The organism is Kutzneria chonburiensis, from assembly GCF_028622115.1.
Taxonomy (GTDB): Bacteria; Actinomycetota; Actinomycetes; order Mycobacteriales; family Pseudonocardiaceae; genus Kutzneria; species Kutzneria chonburiensis.
Genome location: NZ_CP097263.1, coordinates 9,475,570 through 9,487,920, shown reverse-complemented (window position 1 = coordinate 9,487,920; position 12,351 = coordinate 9,475,570). Strand labels below are relative to the sequence as shown.

Below are 12,351 nucleotides of genomic sequence, written 5' to 3'. Positions count from 1 at the left end.
CTACTGCTGCTGTTGTTGTTGCTGCGACGCCGTCAGTTCCGGGCCCTGCTCGGTGGCGACGCCACCCAGCTGCCCGGCCTGCACGAGCTCGGGCCCGGACAGCTCACTCTCCACTGTGGACGATCGCGGGGCCAGCACCCAGGTGTCCTTGGAACCGCCGCCCTGCGAGGAGTTCACCACCAGGCTGCCCTCGGGCAGCGCGACCCGGGTCAGCCCGCCGGGCAGCACGAAGACGAAGTTGCCGTCGTTGACGGCGAACGGCCGCAGGTCCACATGCCGCGGCGAGAGCTTGTCGCCGATCTTCGTCGGCACGGTCGACAGCTGCACCACCGGCTGGGCGATCCACCCCCGCGGGTTGTTGCGGACCTTGCGCCGCAAGGCGTTCAGCTCGCGAGCCGACGCCTCCGGCCCGAACACGATGCCGTAGCCGCCGGAGCCCTCGACCGGCTTGACCACCAGCTCGGACATCCGGTCCAGCACTTGGGCCCGCTCGTCGGGCAGCCAGCACCGGAAGGTGTCCACGTTGGGCAGCAACGGTTTCTCGTTCAGGTAGTACTGGACGATCTCCGGCATGTAGGTGTAGACGAGCTTGTCGTCGGCCACGCCGGTGCCCATCGCGTTGGCGATCACCACGTTGCCGGCCCGGGCGGCGTTGGCCAGCCCGGCCACGCCCAGCACCGAGTCCGGCCGGAAGTGCACGGGATCCAGGTACGGGTCGTCGATGCGGCGGTAGATCACGTCCACCTGCCGCTCACCCTCGGTGGTACGCAGGTAGATGGTGTGGTCGCGGCAGAACAGATCCCGCCCCTCCACCAGCTCCACGCCCATCTGCCGGGCCAGCAGGGAATGCTCGAAGTAGGCCGAGTTGTGCACGCCGGGCGTCAGCACGACCACGGTGGGGTCGGCGACGTTGGGCGCGGCGGCGTTGCGCAGCGCCCGCAGCAGGTGCGCGGCATAGTCGCCGACGGCGCGAACCCGGTGCCGTGCGAACAGGTCCGGGAAGACCCGGGCCATGGTGCGCCGGTTCTCCATCACGTACGACACCCCGGACGGGCAGCGCACGTTGTCCTCCAGCACACGGAACGTGCCGGCCTCGTCACGCACAAGGTCGATGCCGGCAACGTGGATGCGCACCCCGTTCGGCGGCACGATGCCCGCGGCCTCACGGTGGAAGTGCTCGCACGACGTGATCAGCCGCCGCGGCAGCACGCCGTCGCGCACGATCTGCGCGTCCCCGTAGACATCGGCCAGGAACGCCTCCAGCGCCCGCACCCGCTGCACGATGCCGCGTTCCAGCTTGGTCCACTCCGAAGCGGTGATGACCCGGGGCACGAGGTCCAGCGGGAACGGCCGCTCCTGACCGGAAAGCGAGAACGTGATGCCCTGATCCACGAACGCCCGGCCGAGCGCGTCCGATCGAGCGGTCAGATCGGCCACATCGGACGGTGCCAGCACCTCGTGCAGCGCCCGGTAGGCCGACCGCACCGACGCGTCCGCCGAGAACATCTCGTCGTACGCGCCGGCGTGCGGCCGCGTCGGGTTCAGGTAGCCGCGAAACAGCTCCCCGTCGCCGCGCCCGTTCCTCGTCATGGTCGACATCTTCACCCAGCGGGGTGGAATTGGGCACTACTCCAAACCACTGGTTACCTCAACGAAACACCAGCTGAACGCTACGCAGCGCCACGACTAGGCCGCGGCCTTCACCTGAGCCAACAGTTCCGGCCCGCGGGACAGCAGCCGCTGCTCGGCCAGCCGACCCAGCCACCACGCGGCGAAGCCGCCGACCAGCAGCCCGACCGGCACCGCCAGCCAGCTCAGCACCGGGTTCGCGGTGACCTGACCGATGATCAGCAGGACCAGCGACGGCAGGGCCCCGACCAGCAGCAACAGCATCGACACCAGCCGCACCAGGGCCCGCGAGCAGCCCGGCCGGTTGCCCTGGTTGAACGGGTTGCTGCCGCGCTGGATCGGCATCGGGAACGCCCAGTACACGGACAGCAGCAGCAGGAAACCGGCCCCACAGCCGAGCAGCGCCGGCAGCACGCCGAGCACCCAGGGGTACGCCCACCAGCTGCCGGCGACGCCGGGCAACACCAGCCCGGCGATGATGGCGATCGGACCGACGATCAGCCCCCACGCCCACTGCCGGCCGCGCACGTCGGCCCGGGCCGCACCCGGCGTGACCAGGGTGTGCCACACGGCGGTGCCGTCGAAGCCGTACAGGTTGCTGACCTGGAGCATGGAGAAGCCGACCACCCAGAGCCCGGCGAACGGCAGCATCACCAGCGCGCCCCGACCGCCGGCCGAGGAGAACACCGGGATGAACAGGCCGATCAGCACCGAGGTCAGCATCGTCGCGCGGCGGCGGGCGTCGCGCCACCACAGCCGCAGCTCCTTGCTGATCACCGCCCCGATCGGCGTGGCCGGCAGCAGGCTGCGCCGCGAGACCTTGGCCCGTCCCGCCCGCGATGGGCCGACGTTGGTCTGCGGCGTGGTCAACCGCAGCACCAGCAGTCGCGCGTACGCCACCAGAAGCAGACCGTCCACTGCGGCCAATGCGAGCACCGCTCCGATGACGGTGAGCCAGTTGCCGGTGGCCGCACCCTCGACCGCCGCCGGCGCCCAACCGGTCGGCAGCCATCGCAACGTGCCGCCGAGTACCGGGTTGTTCTGGAGGATGACCGGCGCAAGCGCCTCGCCGGCGTACCGCAGCGGCAGGTAGGACAGACCGGCCAGCGCCGCCAGCAGCACGCCGAGATCCTTGCCACGGCGGGATCCCAGCACCGCGCCGAGCGCACCGACGACCACTCGGGACAGCAGCACGGTGAAGGCCAGCGCCAGCACGACCGTGATGACGGCGACGATCGCCGGCAGCACACCGAGCCACAGCGCCCCGACCACGAGACCGAGGAACGCGATCACGGTGGCGACCGGCGGCACGCCGGCCAGCGACGCGCCCAGCAGACCAAAGGCCAACTTGTTGGGCGACAGCGGCAGCAGGGCGAAGTTCTCCGGGCGCAGCGTCTCGTCGCCGCCGCCCATGATGATCGGCCCGATCAGCCAGCCGATCGTCCACAGCAGCATCAGCACCGACGCGACGGTGGTGCCGATGGACACGCCGTGCTGGTAGCCGAGCATCACCAGGAACAGCGAGGCGCCGCCGGCGGCCAGGCCGACCAGCGCGCCGAACGCGAAGCTCGCGGCCCTGGACCCGCCCAGCGAGTGCGACAGCACCCGCAGCTTCATGCGGATCAGGACGCCAACCACGACAGCCCTTCCCCGCCGCCGGTGCGGCCGCCGACCAGGTGCACGAACGCCTGCTCCAGCGACTGGCCGCCGCGGACCTGGTCGACCGGCCCGCTGGCCACGACCCGGCCGCGGGTGATCACGGCGACGTGGTCGCAGAGCTTCTCCACCAGCTCCATGACGTGGCTGGACAGCACGACCGCGCCGCCGGAGGCGACGAACCGCTGGAGGATGGTGCGGATGGTGGACGCCGACACCGGGTCGACGGCCTCGAACGGCTCGTCCAGCACGAGCAGCTTGGGGGCGTGCAGCAGCGCCGTGGCCAGGCCGATCTTCTTGCGCATACCGGCCGAGTAGTCGATCACCAGCGTGCGCTCGGCGTCCAGCAGCTCGAGCACGCCCAGCAGCTCGTTGGCCCGCTCGGCAACGGTCGCCGGGTCGAGGCCGCGCAGCAGCCCGGTGTACGTGAGCAGCTCACGCCCGGTCAGCCGCTCGGGCAGGGCCATGCCGTCCGGCAGCACGCCGACCAGGGACTTGGCCCGCTCCGGCGACTCCCACACGTCGACGCCGAAGATGCGCACGCTGCCGGCGTCCGGCCGCAGCAGGCCGACCGCCATGGACAGCGAGGTCGTCTTGCCGGCGCCGTTCGGACCGACCAGCCCGAAGAACGACCCTCTCGGCACCACCAGGTGCACGTCGTCCACCGCGACCGTGGCGTTGAACTGCTTGCGCAACCCGCTGATCCACAGCGCCGGCGCCTGCTCCGCCGACTGCGCCCCCTGTTGCTGCCCGTAGACGGGCAGCCCTCCCGTGTCCAACTCGTTCCCCTCCCGACCGGTAGAGACACCCATCATGCTCCTCGGATCGACCCCGCGCTGGCGTTTCACCGTGGTACAGTTCTGATATCACATTGATAGACCCATTGACAGACCGAGGAGGGGGCCATGAGCGAGATCCCGACGCCGGATCCGACGATCACCGAACGACCGGCGAACCGGATGCCCGGTGGGTTCGCGCTGTTGCTGGCACTGGTGCTGCTGATCGGCGGCGTCGCCGCGACGGGGACCACCCAGCAGTTCGGATGGCTGGCGGTCTCCGTGGTCGGCCTGATCATGTTCCGCGGCCTGTTCGTGCTGCCCCCGGGCGTGGCCGCGGTGATCCAGTTCTTCGGCCGCTACACCGGCACCGTGCGCACGCCCGGCCTGCACTTCGTGAACCCGCTGAGCAACCGGCAGCGGGTGTCGGTGCGGATCCGCAACCACGAGACCGCGGCGGCCAAGGTCAACGACGCCGAGGGCAACCCGATCGAGATGGCCGTGGTCGTGGTCTGGCAGATCGAGGACACCGCCCGGGCCGTGTTCGAGGTCGACGACTTCGTGCGCTTCGTCGGCATCCAGACCGACACCGCGGTGCGGCACATCGCCACCAGCTACCCGTACGACAACCACGCCGAGGACGACCGGCTGTCGCTGCGGGAGAACGCCGAGGAGATCACCGGCAAGCTGTCGGCCGAGATCGCCGAGCGGGTCCGGTCGGCCGGCGTGCGGGTCATCGAGTCCCGCCTGACGCACCTGGCCTACGCGCCGGAGATCGCCGGCGCGATGCTCCAGCGCCAGCAGGCCGGCGCGGTCGTCGCGGCCCGGCAGCGCATCGTCGAGGGCGCGGTCGGCATGGTCGAGCTGGCCCTGGCCCGGCTGGCCGAGCGGGACGTCGTCGAGCTGGACGAGGAGCGCAAGGCGGCCATGGTCAGCAACCTGCTCGTGGTGCTGTGCGGCGACCGCGCCACCCAGCCCGTCGTCAACGCCGGCAGCCTCTACTGATCACCAGGGGAAGCCACATGCGCTTCCTATGTGGCACTGGACGCCACATAGGAAGCGCATGTGGCGACAAGCGTCAGCCGTAGTGCACGTCCCGGGTGACGTAGCCGTGGGCGGTGTCGATGTCGCGGGAGTAGAACCGGCCGGTGTCGGCCAGCCCGCTCCAGCGCTCGCTCGACTGCCCGTCGGCGTAGCTCAGCACGCCGTTGGTACGCCCGAAACCGCCGCTGGTGTCGATCTCGTCGACGCTCAGCTGCGGTGCGCCGCCGCCGACCGTCCACAAACGACGGCCCTGGTGGACGGTCGCGTCGATGCGATAGTTGTTGTCGTTCACGATGTTCTGGGTGACATCGGCCTTGAGTGAGAAGTCGAAGCCGCTGGCCCCGTAGTCGCCGAGCACCCGCTGGTCGGTGATCTGGTGGGCGGCCGAGTCGGCCAGGGTGGTGGTGTTGTCGAACGTCCACTGCCCGGACGAGTTCACCGGCACGATGCCGGCCGACGTGCGCAGCACGCCCGCGGTGCGCCAGGTTCGCTGAACGTGCGTGACGATCTTGTTGTCCAGCCCGGTGCCGTTGGTCGTGGTCCGCACGTCAGCATCGGGCACGTTGTCCTGCAACAGGGTGCCGGTGACCCGCTGGACGTGCGGATCGGTGGTGGCGAACAGGTTCGCGCCCAGCGTCCACAGGTCGACGATGCCCTTCGGCGGGATCAGCCGCACGGTGTGCGGCTTGCCGTCGGTCAGCAGGCCGATGAACGGGCTCAGGTCGATCGTGTACGGCAGCGTGACGATCGAGTCGATGGCGGTGATCGGCCGCCACAGCATCGGCGCGACGCCGCCGGTGTAGATCACCGAGTACGGCGACACCACGCCGGCCGGTTTGCCGTCGACCGTCACCTCGACCTCGCGGTAGGCCCCGCCGCCGCACAGCCCGGCCGACGGATTGGCCTGCACCAGCGAGTCCGGCACGTTGGACCACCAGAACTCCTCGCAGCCGCCGCCCCGCGCGTAGATCTCGGCGGTCAGCTTCGCGGTGTTGGCCGGCACGGTCACCTGGGCGTCGTAGCTCTGCCCGGCCGACAGGTCCCGCCAGCCCGGCTTCGACGCGTCGGCGGCCAGCGGCAGCACGGTGTCGGCCTGCCGCGGCGCGGGATGGGCCCGGTCGGCCTGGTAGTAGCTGACCGTGACGGTGATGTCGTACGGCCCGGTGTAGGTGTCGTTGACGACGTTGCCCAGGTCGACCACGAACGGCTGCGGCTGGTGCAGCAGCGGCGAGAACTCCGTGATGTCGCGGTCGAAGCTCCACGTGATGCCGGACGGGTCCGGCTCCGGGGTCGAGGTCCGCAGCACCTCGGCGCCGCCGATCCACAGCCCGGCCAGCCGGTCGTACTGGCGGCCCTGGCTCTTGCCGGTCCAGCTCAGCACCACCTTGGTCCACGGCCCGGCGCATTCGGCCGGCGGCGTGAGGGTGCCGACGTAGGGCTGGCCGTAGGAGTTGGCGAACACGTGCTGCATGGCCGTGACCGTGCAGTGCGGGGTCGGCGGTCTGCTGACCGGCGGCAGCGCGGTCAGCGGATCCTGGTAGTCGGTGACGACGCGATCGGCGGCGCTCGCGGGCGCGGCCGTCACGACGCCGAGCGCGGCAACGGCGACGAGCAGAGCGGTGAGATATCGGCGCACCGTCGGACGCTAGCGCCCGGCCGTGTGGTTGCAGGACCCCCGGACGGCGGTAATCGTTCACAACCTTGGATGACCCGAGCCAGTCTCGTTCACATCCGTGACCAGATGCTGGGACGTTCAGGGATCGTGGCCAAAAGGGCGCTCAGCTGCGGTGATCCGCCTCCTTCCGGCATCGCTCACGGCCGCCCGTGTGACGATCACACGGGTTGTCCGAACCACCGCCGCGCAACGAAACCCCTTGACAGCACTGCAAAAACTCTGAAACACGTCACTGTCCGTGTCCAGATCCCGGGATGGGAGCGCTTCCAAATCCCCCGAACGGGGCTACAGGTCACGGGCCTTCCCGGACAAAGGTGACAACTGCGTTACCAGCCAGAACAGGAGGCACAGTGGCCCGAATCCGCCCCGGTTTGCGCGCCGCCCTCGCGATGACCGCCGTCGTCGCCCTGACCACGGCGCTGGCCCAGTCCAGCAGCCAGGCGTCACCCAGCGGACCGACCGGCTCCGACGACTACGGCAGACCCATCTACCTCAACCCCGCGATCCCCACCCAGTACCGGGTCAACGACCTGCTGCGCCGGATGACGCTGGCCGAGAAGGTCGGCCAGATGGCGCAGATCCGGGTGGGCAAGCTGCGCGGCGACTGCAACAACGCCAACGGCCCGCTGGTCGCCTCGTGCGAGCAGCAGGTGCTGGTGGACGCGCACGTCGGCTCGATCCTGTCCGGCGGCGGCGACTACCCGGTGGACAACACCGCCAAGGGCTGGGCCCAGGTCACCAACGGCATCCAGCACTACGCGCTCGACAACAACCGGCTCAAGATCCCCGTGCTGTACGGGGCCGACGGCGTGCACGGCGACAACAACCTCGTGACCGCGACGATGTTCCCGCAGCAGATCGGCGTCGGCGCCACCTGGGACACCGCGCTGGCCGAGAAGATGGGCGAGTCCACCTCGGCGACCATGCGGGCCACCGGCGTGTTCTGGGACTTCGCGCCGGTCTCCGACATCTCCCGCGACACCCGCTGGGGCCGCTACTACGAGACGCTGAGCGAGGACCCGACGCTGGCCGGTGCGCTGGCCGGGTCGCTGGTCAAGGGCCTCCAGTCGTACAACGGCAAGGGCGCGACGGCCAAGCTGGCCGCGACCGCCAAGCACTTCGCCGGCTACTCGGCCCCGATCAACGGCCACGACCGGGTGCCGGCCCAGATTCCCGTGCGTGAGCTCCAGGACGTGTTCCTGCCGGCCTTCCAGCCGCAGATCGACGCGGGCGTGCTGACCGCCATGGCCAACTCCGGCGCGGTCAACGGCATCCCCGTGCACGCGTCGAAGTTCATGCTCACCACCGAACTGCGCCAGCGCATGGGCTTCAGCGGCGTGACCGTCAGCGACTGGTCCGACATGGCCAGCCTGGTCACCAAGTACCACGCCGCACCGGACTACCCGACCGCCATCGCGATGAGCGTGAACGCCGGTGTGGACATGGCGATGGAGCCGTCCAACGCGGCCGGCTACACCCAGGCGCTGACCGACGACGTCCACAACGGACTGATCAGCCAGCACCGGATCGACGAGGCCGTGAGCCGGATCCTCAAGCTCAAGTTCGACCTGGGCCTGTTCGACAAGCCGTTCGTCGACGAGAACGCGGCCGACGGCGTCGTCAACGGGGCCGGCACCGACCTGGCCCGGCAGGCCGCCACCGAGTCGACCGTGTTGCTGCGCAACGACAACAAGACGCTGCCGCTGTCCACCGGCGTGCACAAGATCGTGGTCGCCGGCGACAGCGCCGACAACCCGGCCCAGCAGTTCGGCGGCTGGACCGTGAACTGGCAGGGCGTCACCCCGGGCGGTCCGACGCCGCCGGTCGTCACGCCGGTGCAGGGCATCAAGGAGGCCGTGCCGGGGGCGAACGTGGTCGCGGCGGCCGACCAGCCGACCGCCGTCGCGCAGGCCGCCGACGCCGATGCCGTCGTGGTGGTGCTGGGTGAGAAGGCCGGCGCCGAAGGCCCCAACGACAGTGAGAACCCGGCGCTGACCGCCGCCCAGCAGTCCCTGGTGGACTCGCTCAAGGCGACCGGCAAGCCGGTGGTGGTCGTGCTGATGACCGGCCGTCCGCTGGTCTTGGGCTCCGTGGCCACCGCGCCGACGCTGCTCCAGACCTGGCTGCCCGGCTCCGAAGGCGGGCACGCGCTGGCCGACATCCTGTTCGGCAAGGCCAACCCCAGCGGCAAACTGGCCGTCTCCTGGCCCAAGACCCTCGGCGACATCCCGATGTCCTACGACCAGCTGCCCGGCACCAACGGCGGCCCCAGCTCCAACTACGACCCGCTGTTCCCGTTCGGCTTCGGCCTGTCGTACACGACCTTCAGCACCGCCACCCCGACCGTGAGCGCCACCACCGTGCGGGGCGACGGCAAGGAGACGGTGTCGGTCGCGGTGACCAACACCGGCGCGGTCGCCGGCAGCACGGTCGTGCCGGTGTACGTGCACCAGCCGGTCAGCCCGGTGCTCGTGCCGGACAAGCGGCTGGTCGGCTTCACCCGCGTCGACCTCAAGCCCGGCGAGACCAAGACCGTGCAGGTCACGTTCAACGTCAGCCAGCTGGGCGTGACCACCGGCGACGTGGACGCGGCCGGCCGGCGCGAGGTCGAGAAGGGTGCGTATGCCGTGGTCGTGGGCACTGCGCAGGCGCCGTTCACGGTGCGTTAGACTGACTGCTCGTGTCGTGCGGCGTTCCGCCGTGGAGGAAGACCCGGGTCACCGGGTGCCGTGTGAAGTGCGACACGACAAAGACAGAGTGAACTGAGAGGTCAGTCGCGTGGCGAACATCAAGTCGCAGCAGAAGCGGATCAAGACCAACGAGGCCGCCCGCCTGCGCAACAAGGCGGTCAAGTCCAGCGTCAAGACCGCCATCCGCAAGGTCCGCGAGGCCGTCGCCGCCGGCGACAAGGACAAGGCCCTCGAGCTGGCCCGTGCCGCCTCTCGCAGCCTGGACAAGGCCGCCAGCAAGGGCGTCATCCACGCCAACCAGGCGGCCAACAAGAAGTCCGCGCTCGCGCTGGCCGTGAACAAGGTCGGCTGAGCACGCCGTTTCGTCGTCGAGAGGGGCGTTCCCGTTGCGGGGACGCCCCTTTCGCTTGCGTCAGCCGATCTGGTGGGCCGCGACCACCTTGAGCACGGCCCGCTCCAACGCGTAGTCCGCGTCGGCCGCCACGCCCTTCACGTCGGCGTTCAACGCCGCCACGATCTGCATCGCCTCGGCCAGCCCGGCCGGTGACCAGCCACGGGCCTGCCCCTGCGCGCGCTTCACCTTCCACGGCGGCATGCCCAGGTCGCCGGCCATCCGGAACGGGTCGCCCCGGCCGGCCGAGGCCACCTTGGCCACCGTGCGCACGCCCTCGGCCAGCGCGTCGGCCACCAGCACATGCGGCACGCCCAGCTGCATGGCCCAGCGCAGCGCCTCCATCGCGCCGGCCCGGTCCCCGACCACGGCCAGGTCGGCCACGGCGAAGCCGGTCACCTCGGCCCGGCCCTGGTGGTAACGGCGCACCGCCGCCTCGTCGACCTTGCCGTCGTTGTCGGTGACCAGCTGCGAGGCGGCCGCGGCCAGCTCACGCAGGTCGTTGCCGACCGTCTCGATCAGCGCGGCCAGCCCGGCCGGGTCGATCTTGCCGCCGGCCCGGCGCACCTCGTCCTTGACGAACGCGTCGCGGTCGGCCGGCTTGGTGATCTTCGAGCACTCCACCACCGTGGCGCCGGCCTTCTTCAGCGCGCCCGGCAGGTCCTTGGCCACCTTGGCCCGGCCGCCGCCGGTGTGCAGCACGATCAGCACGATGCCGTCGGCCGGCTCCTTGGCGTAGGACAGGACCGCGTCGGCGATCTCCTTGCCGACCTCCTGCGCCCCCTCCAGCACCACCACCCGGCCCTCGGCGAACAGCGACGGGCTGAGCAGCTCGGCCAGCTCCGGCGGGGTGAGGTCAGTCACCCGCACGCGGGTCAGGTCGGCCGACGCGTCGGCCTCGCGGGCCTGCGCCAACGCGGCCCGCACGGCCCGCTCGACCAGCAGTTCCTCGTCGCCGAGCACGAGCAGCAGCGGATCAGGGGCGGCACTCACCCCGTCATCCTTCCACGTCCCGCATACTGGGCTCGCGGGTGGCGATGCCACGTCGCGTTGCCGTACCGTGCAGGTCACAACTGAACACCGCTCATCCAGAGGGGCAGAGGGAACGGCCCGTTGAAGCCCCGGCAACCGGCGACGCATGTCTTTGTGCGTCGAACACGGTGCCAATTCCGACCCACACGTGGGAAAGATGAGGAGACGCCTCCCATGACCTCGACCGTCGACGCCCGTACGCCCGCCAACTTGGGCCCTGTCAACCTCGGCCCCGCGCGCGCCCTGAGCTGTCGTGAGTGCGGCCACCAGATCCCGCTGGCCGCGGAATTCGCCTGTAGCGAGTGTTTCGGCCCCCTCGAAGTGGCCTACGACTTCGGCCGCGTCACCCGCGAGGACATCGAGGCCGGCCCCAAGTCGATCTGGCGCTACCGCAACCTGCTGCCGGTGCCGACCGACGTGCAGTCCTTCCCCAACACCGAGCCCGGCCTGACCCGCCTGGTCAAGGCCGACCGCCTCGGCGCGGCGCTGGGCGTGCGCAACCTGTGGGTCAAGGACGACACCGGCAACCCCACGCACTCGTTCAAGGACCGCGTGGTCGCGGTCGCACTGGCCGCGGCCCGCCAGCTCGGCTTCAAGGTGCTGGCCTGCCCCTCCACCGGCAACCTGGCCAACGCCGTCGCCGCCGCGGCCGCCCGCGCCGGCTGGGAGTCGGTCGTGCTGATCCCGTCCTCGCTGGAAAAGGCCAAGATCCTCACCACCGCCGTGTACGACGGTGCCCTGATCGCCGTCGACGGCAACTACGACGACGTGAACCGCCTGGCCACCCAGCTCGCCGCCGAGCACGAGGACTGGGCGTTCGTGAACGTCAACGTCCGGCCGTACTACGCCGAGGGCTCCAAGACGCTGGCCTACGAGGTCGCCGAGCAGCTCGGCTGGCGGCTGCCCGGGCAGATCGTGGTGCCGGTCGCCTCCGGCTCGCAGTTGACCAAGGTGGACAAGGGTTTCCGCGAGCTCGGCGAGCTCGGGCTGGTCGACGCCACCCCGTACCGGGTGTTCGGCGCCCAGGCCACCGGCTGCTCCCCGGTGTCGACGGCCTACAAGGCCGGCACCGACGTCGTCGCGCCGGTCCGCCCCGACACCATCGCCCGGTCGCTGGCCATCGGCGCGCCGGCCGACGGGCCGTACGTGCTGGACACCGTGCGCCGCACCGGCGGCGCCGTCGAGGACGTCACCGACGAGGAGGTCGTCGAGGGCATCCGGCTGCTGGCCCGCACCGAGGGCATCTTCGCCGAGACCGCCGGCGGCGTGACCGTCGCGACCGCCAAGAAGCTCGTCGAGACCGGGCAGCTCGACCCCGACGCCGACACCGTGCTGTTGATCACCGGCGACGGCCTCAAGACCCTGGACGCCGTGGCCGACCGCATCGGTCCCAAGGCTGTCGTGCCGCCCAACGCCGCCGCCGTGACCGAAGCTCTCGGCCTGTAAGACCCTTTAGCG

General features: G+C 70.5%; 9 protein-coding genes and 1 riboswitch. Of the genes, 4 read left to right on the top strand and 5 right to left on the bottom strand.

Annotation, left to right across the window (positions count from 1 at the left end; genetic code table 11):
- The 3 genes from M3Q35_RS44035 to M3Q35_RS44025 all read right to left on the bottom strand — a co-directional run bounded on the left by M3Q35_RS44035 (position 1) and on the right by M3Q35_RS44025 (position 4,064).
- The gene (locus M3Q35_RS44035; protein ID WP_273938532.1) at positions 1 to 1,590 is read right to left on the bottom strand and encodes a circularly permuted type 2 ATP-grasp protein; all 1,590 of its coding nucleotides are present in this window, start codon (positions 1,588 to 1,590) and stop codon (positions 1 to 3) included.
- A gap of 96 nt (positions 1,591 to 1,686) precedes the next feature.
- On the bottom strand, positions 1,687 to 3,267 hold the full coding sequence (locus tag M3Q35_RS44030) for a hypothetical protein (protein ID WP_273938531.1): 1,581 nt from the start codon (positions 3,265 to 3,267) through the stop codon (positions 1,687 to 1,689).
- Entirely contained in the window at positions 3,252 to 4,064 is an 813-nt protein-coding gene (locus M3Q35_RS44025; RefSeq protein ID WP_337960530.1) for an ABC transporter ATP-binding protein, read from the bottom strand. The genes M3Q35_RS44030 and M3Q35_RS44025 overlap by 16 nt, the downstream gene beginning before the upstream one ends.
- Before the next feature lie 126 nt (positions 4,065 to 4,190).
- On the opposite strand from M3Q35_RS44025, the gene M3Q35_RS44020 reads away from it, so the two are divergent.
- Positions 4,191 to 5,066: an SPFH domain-containing protein gene (locus M3Q35_RS44020; RefSeq protein ID WP_273938530.1), complete on the top strand. Its 876-nt coding sequence runs from the start codon at positions 4,191 to 4,193 to the stop codon at positions 5,064 to 5,066.
- Between the two features lie 73 nt (positions 5,067 to 5,139).
- Here the strand turns inward: M3Q35_RS44020 and M3Q35_RS44015 are convergent, their stop codons facing one another.
- A complete protein-coding gene (locus M3Q35_RS44015; RefSeq protein WP_273938528.1) occupies positions 5,140 to 6,741 on the bottom strand; it encodes a peptide-N4-asparagine amidase in 1,602 nt (533 codons plus the stop codon).
- A gap of 389 nt (positions 6,742 to 7,130) precedes the next feature.
- Between M3Q35_RS44015 and M3Q35_RS44010 the strand changes: the two genes are divergently transcribed.
- Positions 7,131 to 9,449 (top strand): glycoside hydrolase family 3 N-terminal domain-containing protein, encoded by a 2,319-nt coding sequence (locus M3Q35_RS44010; RefSeq protein WP_273938527.1) that lies wholly within the window; start codon positions 7,131 to 7,133, stop codon positions 9,447 to 9,449.
- 109 nt (positions 9,450 to 9,558) lie between these two features.
- Positions 9,559 to 9,822, top strand: a complete 264-nt coding sequence (rpsT, locus tag M3Q35_RS44005) for a 30S ribosomal protein S20 (protein WP_273938526.1) — start codon at positions 9,559 to 9,561, stop codon at positions 9,820 to 9,822.
- A 60-nt stretch (positions 9,823 to 9,882) separates the two neighbouring features.
- Here rpsT and holA read toward each other — a convergent pair whose 3' ends face one another.
- Positions 9,883 to 10,854, bottom strand: a complete 972-nt coding sequence (holA, locus tag M3Q35_RS44000) for a DNA polymerase III subunit delta (protein WP_273938525.1) — start codon at positions 10,852 to 10,854, stop codon at positions 9,883 to 9,885.
- An 88-nt stretch (positions 10,855 to 10,942) separates the two neighbouring features.
- A riboswitch (SAM riboswitch) is annotated at positions 10,943 to 11,057 on the top strand.
- 10 nt (positions 11,058 to 11,067) lie between these two features.
- Here holA and thrC point away from each other — a divergent pair.
- Positions 11,068 to 12,339 carry a threonine synthase gene (thrC, locus tag M3Q35_RS43995; protein ID WP_273938524.1) on the top strand — a complete coding sequence of 424 codons (1,272 nt, stop codon included), beginning with the start codon at positions 11,068 to 11,070 and terminating at the stop codon, positions 12,337 to 12,339.
- Positions 12,340 to 12,351: the final 12 nt, after the last annotated feature.

What these genes read in the sequence shown, in the direction of transcription:
- M3Q35_RS44035 (WP_273938532.1), bottom strand. Translation starts at nt 1,590, where the DNA reads ATGACGAGGAACGGGCGCGGCGACGGGGAGCTGTTTCGCGGCTACCTG.
- M3Q35_RS44020 (WP_273938530.1), top strand. Translation starts at nt 4,191, where the DNA reads ATGAGCGAGATCCCGACGCCGGATCCGACGATCACCGAACGACCGGCG.
- thrC (WP_273938524.1), top strand. Translation starts at nt 11,068, where the DNA reads ATGACCTCGACCGTCGACGCCCGTACGCCCGCCAACTTGGGCCCTGTC.